This is a genomic window from Acetobacter sp. JWB (assembly GCF_003323795.1).
GTDB classification, from domain to species: domain Bacteria; phylum Pseudomonadota; class Alphaproteobacteria; order Acetobacterales; family Acetobacteraceae; genus Acetobacter; species Acetobacter oryzifermentans.
The window spans coordinates 520763-541149 of sequence record NZ_CP030871.1; the positions used below are offsets into that span (position 1 = coordinate 520763).

General features: G+C 53.8%; 20 protein-coding genes and 1 tRNA gene. 10 read left to right on the plus strand and 11 right to left on the minus strand.

The window, feature by feature from the left end; translation table 11 throughout:
* The first annotated feature begins 90 nt into the window (after positions 1–90).
* Positions 91–1539, plus strand: a complete 1449-nt coding sequence (gene aldA / locus DS739_RS02445; RefSeq protein WP_035351062.1) for an aldehyde dehydrogenase — start codon at positions 91–93, stop codon at positions 1537–1539.
* 108 nt (positions 1540–1647) lie between these two features.
* On the opposite strand, the gene DS739_RS02450 is transcribed toward aldA, so the two are convergent.
* The 4 genes from DS739_RS02450 to DS739_RS02465 form a co-directional block, all read right to left on the minus strand.
* Positions 1648–2952 carry a cytochrome c gene (locus DS739_RS02450; protein ID WP_035351065.1) on the minus strand — a complete coding sequence of 435 codons (1305 nt, stop codon included), beginning with the start codon at positions 2950–2952 and terminating at the stop codon, positions 1648–1650.
* Positions 2953–2956: 4 nt separating this feature from the next.
* Positions 2957–5149 (minus strand): molybdopterin cofactor-binding domain-containing protein, encoded by a 2193-nt coding sequence (locus tag DS739_RS02455; RefSeq protein ID WP_006117020.1) that lies wholly within the window; start codon positions 5147–5149, stop codon positions 2957–2959.
* Positions 5146–5607: a (2Fe-2S)-binding protein gene (locus DS739_RS02460; RefSeq protein WP_006117022.1), complete on the minus strand. Its 462-nt coding sequence runs from the start codon at positions 5605–5607 to the stop codon at positions 5146–5148. Before DS739_RS02460 ends, DS739_RS02455 begins: the two co-directional genes overlap by 4 nt.
* Before the next feature lie 106 nt (positions 5608–5713).
* Positions 5714–6790, minus strand: coding sequence for a DUF563 domain-containing protein (locus DS739_RS02465; protein ID WP_035351068.1), 1077 nt, complete (start codon positions 6788–6790; stop codon positions 5714–5716).
* Between the two features lie 107 nt (positions 6791–6897).
* On the opposite strand from DS739_RS02465, the gene DS739_RS02470 reads away from it, so the two are divergent.
* Positions 6898–7995 carry a class I SAM-dependent methyltransferase gene (locus DS739_RS02470; protein ID WP_035351069.1) on the plus strand — a complete coding sequence of 366 codons (1098 nt, stop codon included), beginning with the start codon at positions 6898–6900 and terminating at the stop codon, positions 7993–7995.
* 14 nt (positions 7996–8009) lie between these two features.
* On the opposite strand, the gene DS739_RS02475 is transcribed toward DS739_RS02470, so the two are convergent.
* Positions 8010–8237, minus strand: a complete 228-nt coding sequence (locus tag DS739_RS02475) for a hypothetical protein (RefSeq protein ID WP_006117025.1) — start codon at positions 8235–8237, stop codon at positions 8010–8012.
* A gap of 323 nt (positions 8238–8560) precedes the next feature.
* Here DS739_RS02475 and DS739_RS02480 point away from each other — a divergent pair, with 323 nt between their 5' ends.
* Complete coding sequence (locus DS739_RS02480; RefSeq protein WP_006117026.1) at positions 8561–10240, plus strand: Hint domain-containing protein; 1680 nt, start codon at positions 8561–8563, stop codon at positions 10238–10240.
* Positions 10241–10321: 81 nt separating this feature from the next.
* Here the strand turns inward: DS739_RS02480 and DS739_RS02485 are convergent, their stop codons facing one another.
* The gene (locus DS739_RS02485; protein ID WP_231621166.1) at positions 10322–11578 is read right to left on the minus strand and encodes an MFS transporter; all 1257 of its coding nucleotides are present in this window, start codon (positions 11576–11578) and stop codon (positions 10322–10324) included.
* A 201-nt stretch (positions 11579–11779) separates the two neighbouring features.
* On the opposite strand from DS739_RS02485, the gene DS739_RS02490 reads away from it, so the two are divergent.
* The gene (locus DS739_RS02490; protein ID WP_035351113.1) at positions 11780–12022 is read left to right on the plus strand and encodes a hypothetical protein; all 243 of its coding nucleotides are present in this window, start codon (positions 11780–11782) and stop codon (positions 12020–12022) included.
* Positions 12023–12121: 99 nt separating this feature from the next.
* On the opposite strand, the gene DS739_RS02495 is transcribed toward DS739_RS02490, so the two are convergent.
* Entirely contained in the window at positions 12122–14122 is a 2001-nt protein-coding gene (locus tag DS739_RS02495; RefSeq protein WP_100070293.1) for a Hint domain-containing protein, read from the minus strand.
* Between the two features lie 181 nt (positions 14123–14303).
* Between DS739_RS02495 and DS739_RS02500 the strand changes: the two genes are divergently transcribed.
* Positions 14304–14939, plus strand: coding sequence for a recombinase family protein (locus tag DS739_RS02500; RefSeq protein WP_006117030.1), 636 nt, complete (start codon positions 14304–14306; stop codon positions 14937–14939).
* A 159-nt stretch (positions 14940–15098) separates the two neighbouring features.
* On the opposite strand, the gene DS739_RS02505 is transcribed toward DS739_RS02500, so the two are convergent.
* Positions 15099–15174: transfer RNA gene (locus DS739_RS02505), tRNA-Ala, on the minus strand.
* 20 nt (positions 15175–15194) lie between these two features.
* Between DS739_RS02505 and DS739_RS02510 the strand changes: the two genes are divergently transcribed.
* Together DS739_RS02510 and DS739_RS02515 are read left to right on the plus strand one after the other, a co-directional pair.
* A complete protein-coding gene (locus tag DS739_RS02510; protein WP_006117031.1) occupies positions 15195–15605 on the plus strand; it encodes a YggT family protein in 411 nt (136 codons plus the stop codon).
* Positions 15606–15658: 53 nt separating this feature from the next.
* Positions 15659–16057, plus strand: a complete 399-nt coding sequence (locus DS739_RS02515) for a hypothetical protein (protein WP_006117032.1) — start codon at positions 15659–15661, stop codon at positions 16055–16057.
* A gap of 112 nt (positions 16058–16169) precedes the next feature.
* Here the strand turns inward: DS739_RS02515 and DS739_RS02520 are convergent, their stop codons facing one another.
* Positions 16170–16349, minus strand: coding sequence for a hypothetical protein (locus DS739_RS02520; RefSeq protein WP_003626196.1), 180 nt, complete (start codon positions 16347–16349; stop codon positions 16170–16172).
* A 263-nt stretch (positions 16350–16612) separates the two neighbouring features.
* On the opposite strand from DS739_RS02520, the gene DS739_RS02525 reads away from it, so the two are divergent.
* Positions 16613–16801 (plus strand): hypothetical protein, encoded by a 189-nt coding sequence (locus tag DS739_RS02525; RefSeq protein ID WP_006117034.1) that lies wholly within the window; start codon positions 16613–16615, stop codon positions 16799–16801.
* A 65-nt stretch (positions 16802–16866) separates the two neighbouring features.
* Here DS739_RS02525 and DS739_RS02530 read toward each other — a convergent pair whose 3' ends face one another.
* Together DS739_RS02530 and DS739_RS02535 are read right to left on the minus strand one after the other, a co-directional pair.
* Positions 16867–17670, minus strand: coding sequence for a hypothetical protein (locus DS739_RS02530; protein WP_006117035.1), 804 nt, complete (start codon positions 17668–17670; stop codon positions 16867–16869).
* A 29-nt stretch (positions 17671–17699) separates the two neighbouring features.
* Complete coding sequence (locus tag DS739_RS02535) at positions 17700–18386, minus strand: YoaK family protein (protein WP_170315327.1); 687 nt, start codon at positions 18384–18386, stop codon at positions 17700–17702.
* Positions 18387–18628: 242 nt separating this feature from the next.
* On the opposite strand from DS739_RS02535, the gene DS739_RS02540 reads away from it, so the two are divergent.
* Both DS739_RS02540 and DS739_RS02545 read left to right on the plus strand, forming a co-directional pair.
* Positions 18629–19582, plus strand: coding sequence for a hypothetical protein (locus tag DS739_RS02540; protein WP_035351079.1), 954 nt, complete (start codon positions 18629–18631; stop codon positions 19580–19582).
* A 262-nt stretch (positions 19583–19844) separates the two neighbouring features.
* Positions 19845–20276: a hypothetical protein gene (locus DS739_RS02545; RefSeq protein WP_035351082.1), complete on the plus strand. Its 432-nt coding sequence runs from the start codon at positions 19845–19847 to the stop codon at positions 20274–20276.
* Positions 20277–20387 lie beyond the last annotated feature (111 nt).

Sequence of the window (20387 nt, forward strand, 5' to 3'; positions counted from 1 at the left end):
GTAAATGGTTTACTGATATATCATTACTTTTAATGAATACATGTGTGCGTCATACTGCAAACAGCATTTCATAAAAAAGGAGAACACCTCATGGCTGATGTCAAACAGCAGGATCTGTTCATCAATAATGAATGGGTAAAACCCACATCTGGCAAATATACGCCCATTAAAAGCCCCGCTACGGGGGAGGAAGTTGGGCAGGCCGCAGAAGGCAACCCACAGGATGTTGAAAAAGCTGTGGCTGCTGCAAAAGCTGCGTTTAAAGGTTGGAGCAGTAAACCTGCCAGCCAGCGTGCCGATTATCTTTACGCCCTTAAAAATCTTGTAGAGCGCGATAAGGAACGCCTGGCCACCATTATTACCTCAGAAATGGGTAAACCCATTAAGGAAGCCCGCGCCGAGGTAGATTTTGCCGCAGGGCTGCTGCGTTTTGCGGCGGAAAATGCCCGCAGGCTTCAGGGGGAAATTATACCCGGTGAACGTGAAGGTGAAAAAATCCTGATCGACCGCGTGCCGCATGGTGTGGTGGGGGCTATAGCAGCATGGAACTTCCCGCTGGCTTTGTGTGCGCGTAAAATTGCACCGGCTCTGGCGGCAGGTAACACCATTGTTCTTAAACCCGCTGATGGCACACCGTTTTCTGGCTTGGCGCTGGCTGAACTGGTGCAGGAAGCCGGTATTCCCGCAGGTGTGGTTAATGTGGTTACAGGTAGCGGCCAAGGTGTGGGCGTGCCACTGGTGGCACATAAGGATACACCGCTGATTACCATGACAGGCTCTACCCCCGCAGGTAAGAAGATCATGGCAGCCGCAGCCGAGCATCTTAAGGAAGTGCGGCTAGAGCTAGGCGGCAAAGCGCCTTTTATTGTTATGGAAGATGCAGATATTCCCGCAGCAGTGGAAGCTGCCGTTACGGCACGTTTCTTTAACGGTGGGCAGGTGTGTACAGCCAACGAACGTACTTACGTGCAGGAAGATGTCTATGATCGCTTTACCATAGCGCTAAAGGATCGTATCGCCAGTTTGAAAGTGGGGGACCCGATGGATGATGCCACAGATATGGGCCCCAAGGTGAATGAAACCGAGCTGGAAAAAGTGGATGGCATTGTGCAAAAAGCCATATCACAGGGGGCAAAATTGGCACTGGGCGGCAAGCGTCTTACTGGTGGCCTGTTTGATAAAGGCACTTTTTACGCCCCCACATTGCTCACAGACATTACCCCGGATATGGACATTGTGCAGGACGAGGTATTTGGCCCCGTGTTTTCCCTTATCAAGGTGAAGGATTTTGATGAGGCCCTAACCCGCGCTAATGATAGCCGCTATGGGCTTTCTGCCTACCTGTTCACCAATGATCTTTCCCGTATCCTGCGTATGGGCCGGGAACTGGACTTTGGGGAAATTTACGTCAACCGTGGATCGGGTGAAGAACCGCAGGGCTTCCACCACGGCTATCGTGAAAGCGGATTGGGGGGTGAGGACGGTCAGCACGGGCTGGAAGCCTATGTGCGCACCAAAACCATTTATCTCAACGCGTAATATCCAATACGCGCCATGCCATAGGCTTTATGTGTGGCGTGGCGGATATAAAAAACCGTGCCAGGGCAGAGCGCACCCGGCACGGTTTTTTTTGTTTTCAGGAAAGATTTAGTCCCGATCTTTTATGGTCTGTTCAATCTGTTTTTCCAGATCATGCGGTTGGGCTGTGGTAAAGTGTGTCATTACAAACGCGGTCATATCTGCAAGATCACGGTTGCTTAAACCGCCTCCCGTAAAGTGCGGCATAATCTGCACGCCCGTTGCCGTTTGCAGGCCGGTGCCATTTACCAAAACCTGTATCAGGTTACGGCCATTATCTGCCCCCAGTGATCTGCCGCCCGCAATGCTGGCAAAGCTGCTTTGCCGCCCTGTGCCATCTGGCAGATGGCAGCCCGCACAGGCCGCGGCATAAAGCCGTGCGCCACGGCTGTTTTGCGGCAGGCTGGCATCACCACTGGCTGTTTTGCGGAAGGTTACAGAATCCTGCGGTGTGCTAACAGGTTTTGTGCTGCGCAGATACGTTACCATAGCCTGAATATCCGCAGGGGTAAGGTAACGCAGGCTGTGGCCAATAACATCTGCCATATCGCCAGATGCCGTGCCGTGGCCATCTGCATGGCCGGTGGAAAGGTATTGCGCCAGTTCGGCATCTGTCCAGCCGCCAATACCGGTTTTGGTATCGGACGAGATGTTATAGATGCGCCAGCCATTTAGCATATTACCGCCAAGTGCCTTGCTGGTGGAAAGCCCAAAGGTGAGCGTGCGTGGGCTGTGGCAATCTGCGCAATGGCCTGCGCCTTCCACCAGCCAGCGGCCACGGTTCCACTGGGCGGATTTTGTGGTGTCATCTGGGTAGGCAGAGGCCGGGCCGTTCACGATGTTCCAGAAAATCATCAAACTGCGTATGGAAAAAGGAAAACGCAGCTTGTTTTCTGGCGGGATGCTGGCAGATGTGGGCAATGTGGCCATATAAGCCCGAATATCCCGCACATCCTGATCACTCAGGCGCGCATAGGCGGGGTAGGGCATGGCGGGGTAAAGGTGCTTGCCGCCGGGGGAAACACCCTGCTTTACGGCAGCAACAAATTCCGCATCGCTCCACGCGCCCACGCCGTGCTGCTTATCTGCTGTAATGTTGGTGGAATATACCACTCCCATGCCCGGTAACTTGAACGCCCGTCCGCCAGCATACGGCATACCGCCGGGGGCCGTGTGGCAGACCTCGCAATCCGATGCGCGGGTAAGGTACTGCCCGCGTTCTACGGGCGTGCTGCCGGGTGTGCCTTCCTCGGCAGCACTGGCATGGGCAGCATGTGTGGGCAGGCATAAGATTGCCAGCAGCACAGTTGCCGCAGCACCTTTGGCAGAAAAGGAAACACGCTTAACGGATGGAAAAGAAAAATCATGTTTCATGGTCTTACTCTTTCCCTTCCGTGTTGCGGGCAGAAAGCAGGGGCAGGGTGCGGTAACGGTGCCCCCGTGCGGCGGCCATGGCGTTAGCCAGAAGCGGGGCGGCTGCGGCTGTGCCAACCTCACCAATACCGCCGGGGTCTTCCTTGCTGGGCATCACCACCACATCAATGCGGCGCGGGGCTTCGTTCATGCGCATTACGCGCCATGTGTTGAAGTTTTGCTGCTGCACACGCCCGTTTTCTAGCGTGATCTCATTATACAGGGCGGCGGAAAAGCCAAAAATCAGGCCACCCTCTATTTGTGCAATCACTTGGTCTGGGTTGATAACCTGCCCGCAATCTACTGCAGCAGTTACGCGGTGGATAATCACTTCATCCGGGCTGGGCATTTCAATTTCTGCAATGCTGGCCATGTAAGACCCAAAAGCAAACTGCAAGGCCACACCGCGTGCCCGGCCTTTGGGCACAGGCGTGCTCCAGCCTGCATCTGCGGCGGCGCGTTCCAGCACAGCCAGCGCACGTGGGTTGTTTTGCACCATGGCGCGCCGATAAGCTACCGGATCTGCCCCCGCGCGGGCGGCCAGCTCATCTATAAATCCTTCCACCACAAACAGGCCGCGTGTGCCACCTACACCGCGCCACCATGCGGTGGTAATGCCGGGGGCCTCGCGCCGGGCAAATTCCAGCCGATACGCAGGGTAGGTGTAGGGCGTAACCACCGTGGCAAGGGAGAGGTCATCATCATACCCATCCTTTGTGAGTTCTGGCGGGTCCCACCGCGCCACAACTGCCGGGCCAACAATGCGATGTTGCAGTGCGGTGATATGCCCTTTTTCATCCAGCGCGGCGGTGAGTTTATCTACATAAGCTGGGCGATACCTATCTTTGGTAATATCTTCTTCCCTGCTCCAGATAATTTTCAGCGGGTAGGGCACCTGTTTTGCAAACTGCACGCACTGGGTTACGTATTCGTGCTCCAGCCTGCGGCCAAAGCCGCCACCAATATACTGGCTGTGCACTGTAATTTTGCTGGCGGGCAGGCCGGTTATTTCGGCTGCCGTATCTCGCGCACGTTCGGCTATCTGTGTGCCTGCCCATACATCGCACCCATCTGGCCGCACATGGGCGGTGCAGTTTATGGGTTCCATAGGGGAATGCGCCAATAGAGGCTGCTGATAAGTGGCCGTATAGGTGGTGCCGGATTGGCCAATAATACCCGGCGCATCTGCCTTGGCGTTGGCCACAATGGCCGGGCCGTTTAGCCCTGCGTGCAGATCATCATAAATGGTTTGGGTGGTAATGGCTGCGTTTTTTCCAAAATCCCATTTCAGGTTCAGGGCCTTTAACCCTTTACGGGCCGCCCAGTAATGGTTGGCGACCACGCATACGGTATCTTTATTATCCGTTACCAGCACGGCTTGCACGCCGTTTACGGCCAAAGCGGCATTGCGGTTCATGCTGCGCACGGTGCCGCCTTGCACGGGGCAGGCGGCCACGGTGCCAATTTTCATGCCCGGCACCTGCACATCCATGCCAAAGCGGGCGGTGCCATCTACCTTGATCTGGCTATCCAACCGATGATGTTTGCGGCCAATAAGTGTGTAATTACCTGCATCTTTGAGTTTTGGTTCTTTGGGCACAGGCAATTTGGCGGCATTTTCGGCCACATCGCCAAACGGCACGGTGCGGCCAGAAGGCGGGTGCATAACGGCCCCATTGGCGGTTGTGCAGCTTTCTGGCGCAACGCCCCAGCGTGTGGCTGCGGCCTGCACCAGCATAGCGCGTGCTGCCGCACCGGCTTGGCGCAACGGCAACCATTCTGTCATGGTAGAGGTAGAACCGCCGGTAATTTCCGCCCCGCCACCGGGGGGCGCGGCCTCTATTTGCACGGCAAACGGATCTATCCCCAGTTCTTCCGCCATCAGCATAACGGAGGATGTGTAAATACCTTGCCCCATCTCGATATTTGGTAAAATAAGGGTAATGGTATTATCTGCGGCAATACGGATAAACGCGTTGGGAGCAAAAGGGGTGGCAACATCTTCTACCAGCATGCCGGTGCCTGCCTGCGTGGCCTGAGCTGCCCGCCCACGAGGCATGGGCCACAGTGTGGCCAGCAACAATGCGCCGCCCGCTTGCAGCACGCGCCTGCGGCCTGTTTGGAGCCGCGAGGTGGATGAGGGGGAATGTGTGCTCATGCCAGTTCTCCCGCTGCGTGGTGAATGGCTGCGCGAATACGCATATACGTGCCACAGCGGCACATATTGCCAGACATGGCGCTGTCTATCTGTTCATCCGTGGGGTTGGGGGTGGTGCGTAGCAGGGCTACGGCGGCCATAACCTGCCCCGGCTGGCAGTATCCGCACTGCACCACATCCAACGCTATCCACGCAGATTTGATGGCCCGCACAATCGGGTCTGCCATGTCCAGACCTTCCGGGGTGGTAATGGCGCGCTCTCCCACCAGCCCAACGGGTAGGTTGCATGCGCGTACGGCCTTGCCATCTACATACACGGTGCAGGCCCCACACTGGGCAATGCCGCAGCCAAACTTGGCGGCATTTAAGCCCAGAATATCGCGCAAAACCCAGAGCAACGGCGTATCGGCATCAACATCCACGCTGTGCGGCTGGCCGTTTATCACAAGGGTTGGCATAGGGGGGCTCCTGTAGTTGGCGGGGGAAAGACCAGCCTAACACTTTCGGAGCGGGAACGAAACGGAATCCTCTTTATTATATATGCAAGAATACAGACATGGATATTTACCCAGTCTGTTTTTGCCGGAAGTGCAGCAGCGTTTGTGCGTGGCTGACAATCTTGCCTACAGGCAGAGGCAGGTTTGCGGGTGTGTAGTGGTCTTCATGCGCAACGCCGGTTTCCACCTTGTCTGCCCAATACTGCAAACCACCCTGAATACACATGGCCAGAAAACACGGGTTAAGGTGGTGGCTGGGCACCAGTTCGTACACCAGCGTGCCGGGCTGGCACCATGCCACATTGGCAAGGCCCGCGCCTAAAAAGCCCACCACCATATCGGCTTGTGCAAACAGGTCTATTTGCTGGGTTACGGGCAGGCGTTCGGGGCGTACACGGGCAAAGCCGAGCGTGGATAAAGCTTCGGCCAACGCGGCCTCGTTAGGCATGCGGCGGTTTGTGGCTTCGCCGCGTTCCAAAAACAGATAGCGCCCGCGTTTGGGTGTGGTGCTGGCGGCCCGGCGTAACGCCGCATAGGCGGCAAGTGCTGTTTGGGATGCTGTAAAATCGGTTTTGCCGCGCACAAAATCTGTATAAACCACGCGCGCAAAGGCATAGCGTGTGCCATGCCGGGTTATCAGCCGCCGTTCGGGCGCCAGCCCAGCCAATGTTACAAATTGCTCCTGCCACGGGGTAAGGGGGGGCAGCAAAAACACATCGTTCTGCCCAGCGTGTTTAAGAAAATAGTAAAGAGCCGGAACCGTATGCGCTACCCAGTGGTAGTAATTGGTGTTCCAGTGGTCAAACCCTGCCCATGCGGTGCAATTGTGCTGTTCTACAGGTGTGTTGGCCGGGGCCGCATGCCAGCGCCTGAGCGCGTCCGGGCCTTGGGTATAAACTGTATCATGCAAGGGGCGGCCTTCCCATGCAAACAGGGCCAAAGCGGGGTCAAACACTGCGGGGCCAAAACTGTAGCGGTATATGGGGGGGGTATCTGTGTGCCAGTCTGTTAGCAGGCTGTGGGTGCCATCGGGCAGCGTGCCGCCAAAGGCAAAGTTTCCGCCCATGCGAGATGAGGTTTCAATTAACCCCCGGCCTCCAGAGGCCTGAAACACACACGGAAAAGTAGAAAGAAGCACAGACATGGCAGGGGGCTTTAGCGTTTTGCAAGGGTGTGCCAAGTATAAGGGTGGGGCTTGGGTTCAGGCAATAGGGCGGAACTTTGGCGCGCACAGTATGCAAGGTAGAGCGGATGCAAGACGGTTCCTATAACGAAGTGCCGGTTATCAGAACACCAGTTTTTAAAACCCCGGCGGATGATCTGGCTTACTGGCAAGCCAACCCCGATGTGGCCACGTGCGGGCTTTCTGCCCCCCAGCATTATGCCCAGAATGGCCAGCACGAAGGGCGTATGCAGGCTGCCAATCAGGATTTGGTGGCCGCCATGCGCGAACGCAAGCTGGAGCGCATTGCCTTCCGCCAGAACCCCGTAACACCGCGCACTTACGGCCAGCCTGCCAATTATATGACAGACGCTATAAAGCAGGAATTTCATATTCCGCCTTTTCCGCCTATTTCCGCCCATAATTACGGCGGCTATATTGCGGGCCTGCAAAAGCAGCATCCGGATTGGATGTTTTTGGATGTAGGGGCCGGGCTGCGTGATACCGTAACCGAGCAGATGGTGAATGTGGATGTGTTTCCCGCCCTGAGCACGGATGTGGTGTGTGTGGGGGAAAACCTGCCTTTTGCCGATGCTCAGTTTGATTTTGTGCTCTGTGCCGCCACGCTGGAACACACCAAACGCCCGTGGGAAGTAGCAGCGGAAATCTGCCGCGTGCTTAAACCCGGCGGCATTGTGCGCATAGATTATCCGTTCTTGCAGCCTGTGCATGGCTATCCATCGCATTACTTTAACGCCACGCCTGAAGGAAATATCAGCCTTTTTGAAAAATGGTGTGATATCCAGTATTGCGTTGTAGAAGATCACTTCCACCCTGTGCATGCCCTGCGCTGGATGATGGAGGATTGGAAGAACGGCCTGCCAGAACATGCCAAGGCCCAGTTTGGCAACATGCGGGTGGATGACTTTTTGTCTGCCCCCATTCCAGACATGATGCAGCAACCTTTTTGCACGGAATTAAGCCCCGAAACCAAAAAGGTGATTTGCGCGGGTTCTACGCTGGAAGGGGTTAAAAAGCAGGGCCCGCAGTTTTATGGCAGCCTGCGCGAAGAACATCTGGCGCAGGAAGTGCAGCAGGCCCGGCGGGATGTTGAGATCATGCGGGCTTCCTCATCATGGAAGCTTACAGCCCCGCTGCGTAAGGTGGTTGGCCTGCGGCGCAAATAAAGGCCGCAGCCCGATTAACGGAAAAAAAGCGGGAAAAAATACAGCCAGCAGATGATAAACATCAAGGCGCCAGTTATCAGCACCGGCAGCCCGATTGTTACAAACGCCCCAAAGCGTGAGGGGCGTTCTGGCGGCAACCCGGCTGCCTGATTAACCTGCGCAACGCGTGCATCAATATCTGCGTCTATTGGGTTTTCCTCTGTCCAGTCTTCTTCTGGCGTGGGGGCGGGCGCATTTATCATGTGTGATCCTTATGCTGGTGCTGGGCAAAAGCGCTTGCACCAATGTATAGCGCACAGCCCATTTTATGCCCCACCATACCAAGTATGAGAGGCAGAATCGGGCAAATAGCATTTTTAAGCGATGGCTGGTGCGAATAGCCGATATACAGCGCAAAATTTAACCCTAGATGATAATCATTCTCTCTCAAAAAGGAAAGATATGTTTCAACATAGTTAATTTGTTCTAAATGGATTAACGTTTTGATTGAGCTTACGTTAGAAAAATATTAAACGGATTCCCAGACTGCATATAAAAAATCAGAATAACGTGAGGGATTAAGAGCATGACAACACTAACTGTAAATACAAGTGGGGATTGGGGCGTTCCCACTACTTATGATGGTGACGATGTTATTTTAGATGGAACATCATCTCCAATTACAGTTAACGTTGTAGCGCATAATTACGGTGGCTGGACTGAAGGTGATACGGCAAATTCCAACTTCCATTCCCCCACCATGACCATTAAAGGGAATGTTACGTTCACCGGTGATGGTTACCTTTCTATCAACAATACGGTTACGAATGACGCCTCATCCTTCACTGTTGAATCGACCAACTTTGCAGTAAATGGCACCCTGACAGGAAACACCGTTACCATTGCAAACGGTGGCACCCTGTCTGTTGGCACGTTGAAGGCGCCTGTTACTTTCGGGGCATCTTCCTCAGATTCCAGCGGGTATAATACGTTAATTGTTAGCAATTATGCGTCCAGCGGAACGCTCACAATTAACAACCTGTCTCCGCGCGATCAGATTGTGTTTTCCAATGGTGAAACCACAAGTCTAAGCTGGAGCGGCAATGGCAACGAAATTGTGGATCAGGACGGAACAGTTCTGGCGAACGTGACCTTTGCTGATGGGTATAGCAAGGACGATTACTCCTTTAACGGAGACAGCGTAACCGTTACCTGCTTTTTGGCTGGCAGCATGATCCGCACGCCCGAAGGTGAAAAGGCGGTGGAAGACATCCAGCTTGGTGATGACGTTGTAACTTTTGACTGGCAGCAGAACAAAGATGTGGCATGCCCGGTTGTGTGGGCCGGTAAAGCCCATGCACATGTGCAGGCTGATCTTGCGGATGATGAAGCAGGCTGGCCCGTGCGTGTTCTTGAAAACGCCATTGCCCCCGGCGTGCCTTACAAGGATATGCTGATTACGGCCGAACATTGCCTGTTTTTTGATGGCAAGTTTGTACCGGCCCGTATGCTGGTGAATGGCGTATCCATTTTTTACGATAAATCCATTACCTCTTACGATTACTATCATATCGAAACAGCGCAGCACGCCGTTATTACTGCCGATGGCGTGCAGACAGAAAGCTATCTGGATACCGGCAACCGTGCCACCTTCCGCCAGCTTGGCAAGGTTGCTGCGCTGCGTGGCAAGGCCAAAAGCTGGGCGCATGATGCAGGCGCCCCTTTGGCGGTAGAACGTGCCTTTGTTGAACCCCTGTTCCATGTTCTAAATACACGTGCGCATGATATTGCGGGCCATATTGTGCAGGCTAAAAAAGCAGAAACAACGGTAGATCCAGACCTGTATCTGGTTACAAACACCGGCGCTATTGTGCGGCCCCTGCGCAAGGAAACCCAGCAGTACAGCTTTATGCTGCCTTCTGGCACGCAGTTTGTGCGCGTGGTTTCCCGCGCAAGCCGCCCAGCAGATGTGATTGGCCCGTTTGTGGATGATCGGCGCTATATGGGTGTGGCCGTGGCAGATGTGCGCCTTTTCTGCGCCACAAAGGCACATAACATCACGGCACATCTTCAGGCCGAAAAACCCGCTGGCTGGCACGCTACAGATTGGACAGATTGCACATGGACCAATGGTGATGCCGTGCTGCCCTTGGGGAACTATCTGACCAACGGCAAAATGGGCATTCTTACCATGACCATTCGGGCGGCTGGGCCATATCTTGTTGAAGATCAGGCAGTTGCTGAATTAAACCTGCGTTCTGCCTGATTTTATCAGTTCTGAATGTGTGCAAAAGGCTCTACCTGAAAAGGGTAGGGCCTTTTGCATATGGTAAGGAAAGCCCGCAGTTTACTGCTTTTTCTGCCCGGTTTCACGCAGGAGAAAAGTAAGTGCGCCTGCCAGCACAATACCGGCTAGGCCAAAGCTAAAGCCTTTTGTAAAATCCGCCCCGCTGAGTGGTCGCCCATGCCCCAGATGTTGCAGAAACATTGCAAACAGCGGAGAGACAATGGCGCTCATAACAAATACCAAAAAGTTAATAGCCCCTGTGGCGCTGCCTTTTACATCATCAGCATTGGCTTCCTTGATGATGGTATAGGGGATCATGGCCGCGCCGGAAGAAAAGCCCAGCAGTAAAGCCAGCACATAAGGCGGAAACGTATTGCCCGGCAGGTAAATAATGGCTGCAACCGTAAGCGCCATAACAATAATGCCGCCCAGCAATACGGGTTTTCTGCGCCCGATCTTATCTGTTAAATACCCAAGGGCAGGGCAGCCAAACATCCAGCCCACAGGCACCATGGCGGCCCGCATAACGGCCTCGTGGTAACCAACGTGCCAGCTTTGGGTTAAAAACGTAATGCCCCATGTCATGCTGCCTACGGTGGTGGGTAAAAACAGCAGCCCCGCACACAGCCCGCACAGATAAGATTGTGGGTTGCTGAGCACGCTTTTATACGGTGCAAACATGGAAGCAGATGCTTTGCCCACGTGCGCGGTGTTTGCCTTTTTTTCCTGCGGGGTCATTACAAACAGAAAAACGGCTATCAGGGCAATTAGCAGCCCGGTATCAATCCAGTAAAAATGCCAGTTGATAACGCCATGAATCAACCATGCCACGGTTGATTGCCCCATGGCGCCGCCCAGCATGCCTGCGCATTGCGTTGCCCCTACAGCCGTGGCCAGATACTTTTTGGGAAACCCCCGTGCAGCCAGATAAACCGCGCCCACAAATGCAAAAGCCGAGCCCGCACCCTGCATAAGGCGGCCAAGGCTTGCCATCCACTCATCCCCCCAACCAAACAGGCAGGTGCCAATTGCCAGCACCAGCGCACCAAACGAAATGGTATATTTGGCCCCCCACCGATCCACCGCAGCGCCTGAAATAATGGAGCAGAAGGAATAGGTGTAATAATACAGCCCAAGCAAAGACCCCAACCCAACCGTTGTAAGCCCAAAGGAGGAGACAAGCTCGCTCACCATAACGCTGGGGGCAGAGCGCGTGGAGTATTGCAGCAGGTAAAACACCAAACACAAAAACCAAGCAATAATATAGGGTGTCTGGATTGAAGTTGTGGGCTTATGTGTTGGGGGCGTAAAATTCATATATACATTTTTCATTTTATACAGTGGCAACGCTTATCTGGTCTGGCATTATCTGCTGGCAAGAGGCAACACAATTTTCAGAAACACTTAACGCTTAACATACACACGCCTGTGCGGAAATTGATGTAAGCCCTTGCATTGATACCGCAGCTATCTGCGTTCATGATGCGGCAGGAAAAAAGACACAATAGGATGGTTGAGATGACTGATGATGAAGCCCGTATGCTAACAGGCACCGAATTAGACCCGCAAAAGCTTTATATGCAGGTTGAAGGGCTGAAAGATGTTTTGAAACTTGCCGTAAGCGGGTTGCCCCCGCAAAGTTTACAAAACCTGCGCGAAGCTCTGGAAAAAGTTTGTGCAGGCAGCGTGGAAATTCCGGGAATGGCAGAAGCGCTCCAGATTGTAAAAGAGCACTCCCCCGCGGCTTCTCACCTACAGTAAGAGCATAGAGATATTGGTGCAGCCGTTTTTAAAAGCAACGGATGGGCTTTAATTGTACAAACAGGCTCTACCCGCAAAGATAGAGCCTGTTTAAAACCGTTAAGCGGAGTGTGCTTTTTTCAACTGTGCTGTGTGCTGTGTTTGGGCAAGATAAGGCCCGGCAGCACGAATGCTCAGGGAAAGGATGCCCATTTTCCCGTGTGTGAGATGGTCTCCAAGTGGCAATTCCGCATTTCCCGTTGTCCAGGCGCAATCTGTCCACTCTGTAGCGTGCCAGCCTTCTGGTTTTTTATTCTGAAGGTGGGCTGTAATGTCGTATGTTTTTTGGGCGCAAAGCAAACGTATATCAGCAACAGCTACACCCATATAACGGCGATCATCCACAAACGGGCCGATGGCATCTGCTGGGCGGCTGGCGCGGGAGATAATGCGCACGGATTTTGTATCAGGTGGCAGCATAAAGCTGTATTGCTGACCGTTATGCCGCATTGGGCGAATGGTAGCACCTGTTTGCGTCATCAGGTGCAGATCTGGATCATGGGTTGTTGCAATTTTTTCTACAGACGGCGGGCAGCCAACAACATGATTTTCACGCCATTCAAGTGCGCGAAACAGAGGTTCAACAAAAGCGCGATCCACACATAGTGGTGCGCCTGCATCGTCTTCCCAACTTTTGGCAATGCCATGCAGTGTGACAACTTTACCTTCCTGCCGGAAGGTGGAGCGGTTTCCGGTATCCAGATAGCTTTCTGTCAGCATACCGTCTGCGGTGATAACGGAATGCTGTTCCGTTTCTACATGGTAGTAATTATAGGAGCTAATGGATTTGTCATAGAAAATAGACACACCATTTACCAGCATACGCGCAGGCACAAAGTGGCCTTTAAAGAATAAGCAATGTTCAGATGTAATCAGCATATCCTTGTAGGGCACACCATCTGCAACGGCATCTTTTAGAATACGCACAGGCCAGCCAGCCTCATCATCAGGAAGGCCGGAGCGAACATTAACGTGTGCTTTGCCGACCCACACAACCGAACGCGTGACATGCTTGTTGTTGCGCCAATCAAAGGTTACAACTTCATCACCAATCTGAATGTCTTCTACAGCTACATCACCTTTTGGCGTGCTGATCATGCTGCCAGCAAGAAAGCAGGCACCAATGTAGGTGTTGCCATCAGATACAGTGATTTTCAGGGGGTTTGTATCATTGGTTGAGGCATTAACAATGTAAGCACCGTTGTTAAGTGTAACACCTGATGCAGGAGAAACAGCAAACTGCCCAATTACATTGCTATTTGCATCTTTAAGTGTAACAATTTTTTCTGAACTACTCGTTCCAAATAAACCACCATTTTCGATGGTGTAAGATGCAATCGTGCTTGTTGTGTTCTGGAGTTCGATCGTATCCTTGGAAGGATCGTAATTTTGGAAAGTTGTTGCGTTTACTGAACCAGACGAAAGAAGACTGATAAGCGTTCCGCCACCGTTGATAATAACAGTGCCGCCACCTGTTCCAAAATTAACAGTTGAGCCTTCTAAAACGCTAGCTAATGCAGAACCGGTATTAAGTGTTCCGCCATATTCAACATTAATTGTTGAACCATTTAAAACACCGGCAAGGGCGCCCCCACTTGTTCCGGTTAATGTAGCATTGCCCCCAATAATGTTGATTGTTGAACCTGTGACAAGATTAGCTAAACCAGAAATGGAGGTGGTTCCACCAATATAATATGTGGAAATTTCTGCTGCACCCGCACCAATAATGAAGTTTCCTGTTGCACCCGGAGTACTTACAAAAGTTTGGGCGCTCAATGCGCTAATGAGAACAGCAAAATCACCAGATCCTGGCGTAAGAACGTAACCACTGCCAAGAAGCTGCGCTATACCAAGGATATCAAGACCCGGGTTAATGTCCTGCTGGTCTAATATAACGTGCCCGCTGGAATCTGTAATTTTCACATCCCAGTCTGAGAATAAAGACCCATATGGCTGCGAGACTGTCCATGTTGTTTCGATAATCTTGTTACCGTTGGCATCAAGCACCGGATTGCCCTGATCGTCCAGCTCATAAGTGTAATAAGTACTTGCACTGCTCATAATATAAATCTCCGAAAATCTTGATTTGCGCACTTTTTCATGATTTATTTTTACTAACAAAATAAGTTTTTGTTGCATAAACAGTTCTGGTTGTCATAAATACTTGTAAGAATCCTGAATGAGGTACGGAGCAAATTCGCTCTTTGCGCAAATCAAGATTTTAGCAAGAAACTTTTGAAAAATGTCTGTCGTTTATGATGTTATGAGTTCATCAAAATCGTGTGATAAAATTGGTTACGCTCGTGTAAGTACAGTGGGCCAAACTTTAGATATTCAGATAAAAACTTTAAAAGAATACGGATGTCACCGTATCTATCGTGAAAAAGCTAGCGGCGCAGATGCTGCACGAAAAGAATTACACAAATTACTCAATAATCTGAAGGAGGGCCAAATAGTTGTGGTAACGCGTTTGGATAGGCTGGCACGTAGCACATTTGACCTTTTTTCTATTGTAAAAGTAATAACTGAAAAAAATTCTCAGTTTTACTCTTTGGCAGAGCCATGGACGGATACAAATACGAGCACAGGCCGTCTGATGCTTGCGGTTTTAGGTGGTTTGGCAGACGTGGAGCGCGATCTTATTCGCAATCGTACATCCGAAGGGCGCGCAAGAGCCATTGCGCAGGGCAAAAAAATGGGGCGGCCTGCCAAAATTACTCCTGCACAGCGAAAGGAAATCATTCAATATCGAAAGAACGGTCAAACATTAAAGAAAATTGCAGATGTTTTTGGAATTAGCTCAACAACTGTCTCCAGAATTATTACAGGAGCAGATAGCCATAGAAGCCGAAAAACAAAAAAGCTTATGGTTCAATAGTCTATTTTTATTATATGCGTTGTAACTCAGAAACAGCCTGCTCTCTATGGAGGCTCTTGCGCACTTTTCTCGTCCAAAAATGCCCAAGCATAATTTGTGCAAAGCTGCTACATGGCACATGGCAGAAGCAGCAGCCTGTTGAGGGCTTGAACAGGAGGGTGGTGGAGCTGAGGGGAATCGAACCCCTGACCTCCTCATTGCGAACGAGGCGCTCTCCCATCTGAGCTACAGCCCCGCCTGTTCCGTGATTTTTGGGTGTATAGGGCTTACCAATTCGCTGTCAAGCTGTATTGTAGGTGTCTGATGGCAGACATGCGGGCATGCCATAAGGGTGTGTTCGGTTTTTTAGCAAGGCAGGATTTGGCGTTCGTGTTTTTCGTTTTCATGCTGTTGATGCGGCTTTTGGAACTGTATAGCTGGGTGCTTCTGGCAGCCTGTATTTTTGTAAACCTGTATGCCTTTGGCATTCTGGATAGCCGCAACCAGATTGTCTGGAAAATAGGCGTGTTTCTGGAACGGATAACAGAACCCGTGCTGGCTCCCGTGCGGCGTATGCTGCCAATGCCGGGCGGCATGGACTTTAGCCCAATGGTGGTGCTGCTGATTATCCAGTATGTGCTACAGCCGGGGCTTGTCAGCCTGTTTCGTGCGCTGATGTCTCATTAAAACGCGCACGGTGGCTGGCGTTAGCCCGGTTTGTTAAAAACGGAGCAACCGCCATGCCGCATCTTTTTCGCACATTGGGCCTGTTTTGCGCCACCATAACCGCCACACCCGCGCTGGCGCAGGATACACCGCCCGCTACATCCGCCCAAATGTACTCCGGTAGCATGGCAGGCGGCCAAGGCACCCTTAAACTGGTGCAAACGGGGGATGAAACCTTTGCTGAAGTTTCGGTTGTGGGGGATGCCTGCGCCGGATCAGCCGAGGGCGCAGCCGCCCGCCACGGCACAACATGGGTGGTTACAACAGATCCGGAATATAACGGCCAATCATGCCGCATCACCTTCCGCATGGGGGCGCATGGTGTGATAGGGAGCGAGGAGCAAAATTGCACGCCCTATCATAACGGGGCCTGCGCCTTTACCCATGCGCAACTGGCCCGCACGGCGCAGTAAGGCCGCGCTTTATACCGCATACCGCACACATGTGGGCACAAAAAAACCGCCGGGCCAATAAGGCTGCGGCGGCTTTTTTACAGCATGGCAGGTAAAAACCCGCCAGCCCACATTAGTGGTGAGAAGAAGACGCGTTCGGGTCTTTTTCAATGTGGGTCAGGCTGTAGCTGCACATCACAATAACCGGAACAATAAAGGCGATAACAGCAGAGCTCATAGCTGCAACGTTCATGCCCAGGAAGTACAACATCAGATCCAGGCCCAGCAGCGCAATGCACAGAAACATGCCCATCCCAAAAACCCCTTATATAGTGTTCCGGCGGTAAAAGGGTTGCCGGGCCGGTGCCATATCCATGCATCTCAAGCCCCGCAGATTCCGCCGGAATCATGCCAAATCAAAACAGCGTCACACTTACTCTTTTGCCCCGCGTGGTCAACCGCTATCTGGGCATGGCGTTGTGGCGGGTAATGCTGGTCTGCTTTTGTGCGGGTTGCAGGCTGCGGGGGCGGCTCCAATGTTTAAGGTAGGCTTATGTAACCAAGGATAAGATTTTTATGTCTGAAAAAACAGAAAACCATACCCACCACCTGCCATTCGCCACAGATATTAGCCGTGAAATGGAACAGGTAAAGCGGGAATACGATATTGCGCTGAAGGATCGGCCAGAACACGCAAAAGCTCTGGGTGAACGCCTGCGTAAGCTGGAAGCCCAGTTGCAGGAAGGCGCACGCGGCAAGGCCTGAACGCCCTTAACATGCCGGGCCGGGGCACATACCCCCAGCCCACATAATATATAAAGCGCCCGGCCTTAGTGCTGGGCGTTGCTGTTTTGGGCCGCCCCCGTAGCGGGTGTTGCAGCCTGCGCTTTGGCAGCCCAAGCGGCGGCCACAGCCTGCGGGCCCGTGAGCGTTTGAGAAACCGGAACCGCCTGTGTTGCCGCGCCTGCCTGCGCTGCGGGCGTGGCGGCGGAGGAGGACGCGCCAGCAGAATCTGGCCGTGGGTTGAGGATACGTTGCGGTTCTGGCTGTTCATAAACCGAATGCAGCGCACGCCTTTGGGCTTCTATGCTGGGTTCATGAAAAGCCGAAACCGGGCCAAACCCAATCAACCTGTCATGGAACCGGTTGGTGGAGGCCACGGGGGAGCGAATGCAGCCTTTTACAACCGTAGAGCATGCGCCATCCGTGCCAATCATGCGGTCATTATCGCCGCTGTAGTGTAGGTCATACACACGGCCATCCACCATCCGCAGGCTGGCCACGCAGGTTTTGCCCGCGCCGCCAAAGGTGGTTTGCGTCATGTTCACAAATGTCTGGAGCGGAAACAGCGAGGAATCGTTGGTGGAAGGCATGTTGACCGAGCGCACATACTGATAAACCGTGGTGTGCTCATCTATCTTCTGCGTTTTGTCGGGAATACCCGCGCAGGCCTGTAAATCCTCATTTGTCATGCCAATCACGGCTAACTGGCCCTTATGGGCGGTGCGGCTATCTATATATCCGCAGCCTGCCAGCGCGGGCAGCAGCACCAGCGCGGCAAGCCCGCGTGCACGATAAAACAGAGAAGCAGCAGAGGCAGAAATAGGCAGGGAAGGAAAGGGCAGACCGGTCATTACTCTTGTTCGTAAAAGGGTGGGGGTGTTCAGGGCGGTGTGTTGTGGGCTTCGGCGCGGGCAATGTCCAGATACAGCAAAATCAGCAGGGGCAGGGGCCAGATAAAGGGGAGCGGCACATGCCACGCCATGGCTAGGGTGCCACACAGAGCCCCCGCAGCAAACCCCAGCCAGGAAAGCCCCGGCAGCAGGGCCGCCCCGGGTGCGGGTGGTTTAACCGTGCTGCCCGGCCAGCGCGCAGCCAGTGATGTCGCCAGCGCAGAGGCACATTTCAGCAGGTTGCTGGTGATCACAATGGTTTGGATAGCGGTGCCAGAAAACCGGGCAATTGTTTCACCCTGCACGGCCATAAGGGCGGGCAGCAGCACAAGGGCCAGTGGGCGGTGCCACGGTGTAAGCATGGCAATTTGCGTGGCCCCCAGCAGCACGCCCACACAGGCTATGCCAATGGCGGCCTGCCAGCGCAACCGTGCCAGAGTAGCCAGCATGGCCGCTACAAAAAACGTGCCTAAAATTTCCAGCAACAGCAGCGCATGCGGCCAGATGCCCCCAACAAGGGCGGCGGCCAGATGGGTTGTGTTGCCTGTCATGGCGGAGGCAAACAGCCCGCCCAGATACACAAAGCCCAGCGCATCCACATACCCGGCTAAAAGATCCAGCACCAAAATGCGCCGCGCAGAAACCCGCACGGAGGAGGAAGAAGAAAGCTCGGCCATATTCATCCATCAGCATACAAGAACATTACACAAAATCCACCCGCAGCCTTTGTGCCCGCTGCGTGGCATATAGGCCATTCACAGGGCCGTAAGGCTGTATTTGCGTGCCAATGGGGTGGCCGTAGGTGTGGATATCAGGCATCTATGCGCAAGTTTATGCGGCATGGCACGCGCGGCGGGCCTTGCTGGCAGGTGGGGTTTTTCCGTATTCTGCGGCCAGACCAAAGCAAGGAACAAAGTAGATGTTGGGATTCCGTCCTGTTTTTCTGGCGTTGGGGGCCTGCACTGCCCTGTTGGCCGCGCCCCCGGCGGCTTATGCGGCGGAGAAAAACCCTCATTACGGGCTACAGATTATGAAGATGCGCCCCGGCCCACCCCCCATGACAGTGGCCACAGCCGCCCCCGGCATTTTGGATTACGATGGCATACCCACCGTATTGGGCACAAATGCGGCCAATGTGGGCGGGCTGATGTATTTTTGCTACCACAACAAGCTGATAACAGACACCACGGTAAACATGCTGGGGCGGGAACTGGCAAAACTGCCGGATGTCCGCAATTCGTCCGATTACGCATGGGGTGGCATTGGCATGCTGCGCCTTGGCCCAGACCAGATGTTTGATACCCGCACCCTAAACCGAGACCAGCGTGAGGCCGTATGCTCCCGCACCGCCCTTATGGGGCCGGATCTGCTTAAGGCCGCCCGCAATGGTGATGCCGCGCCAAGCATAGATAACCAGCGGGCATCGGATGAAAAACCAAGATGGCCGTCCGCTCCCCCGCCGCCTATCCGTGCCACAGCCCCCGTTGCCGCTGCGGCGGCTGTTCCCGCAGGTGTGGCCGCCACACCCAAGATAACAGCGCCAGCGCGTGCGGTTTCGGCCCCTGTTGCGCGTGTGGCACCACCGCGCCCGGCTGTATCTGCCCCGGCTTATGTGGCCCCGCGTGCCGTGGCTGCCACGCCGCATGTGGCGGCCCCTGCGGTATCTGCCCCTGCGCCGAAGGTTATTTCTGCTCCGCCACCGGCTGTTATGGCCCCCACACCCGCGCCAGCACCCAAGCCAGTGCCCTATACGCCGCTGCCCTCGCAGCAGGCTATTCAGGATGACGTGGCGCAAAAGGCCGAAGCGCGAGAAGCCGCAGCACAGGCCGAATTTGCCCGTCAGGCGGCATCTCAGGCCGGAGCTATGCGGTAATACGCGCCCACCACAGCACCAACACACACATCAGGCCCGCTGGCAGCCGCGCTGGCGGGCTTTTGCGTTGCAAGCCATGCTAAAAAGGGGATGCGTGCCTGTTTTAATAGAACAGCTTAAACAAAGTTTTAAGTACACAGGCCACCGCATAGCAAACGCCCCGGTATTCTGCCTTGGCCCATATTCCGCCACTGTTTGCTGGTTAGTGTGGCGGTGTTGAACAAAGCTGCTGCCATATCTATTTGCTATATAAGTTTGGCAGATGCCTGCCCCACACCGGCAGGCCATAGAAAAGACGGATAAAAGAATGCGTAAGATTGTAACCCTTGGCCTTGCAACCCTTATGGCTGCCACCATTGGCACCGCCGCAAACGCCAGCGAACCGGGCGGCTGCCTGAAGTATGGTGCCGCTGGTGCCGTGGGTGGCCATATGGCCAACCATCATGGTGTGCTGGGTGCGGCTGCGGGGTGTGCCGCGGGCATGTATCGTCGGCACGAATACCGTAAGGAAGCCCGCGCCAAGGCCGCGCTGTATGATAAGGAACACCCCGGCTCAAAGGGTACGTATCAGCAAAAAGCCACGGCGTATGATGTAGAACATTCCACCACCCCCGGCACCATGCAGCCCACCCAGCAGCCTAACGGTGCCCCGCAGGGGGGTGAAGCCCAGCCAGAAGGCGCACAGCACCTGTAATATGTTGCGGCTTATGCCCACCAGTATCTGGGCTTAAAACGCAAAGCGGCCCCGCTGCCTTGCCCCATATGCGGGGTGTAGGCAGTGGGGCCGTTTTTTATGCGCGGGGGC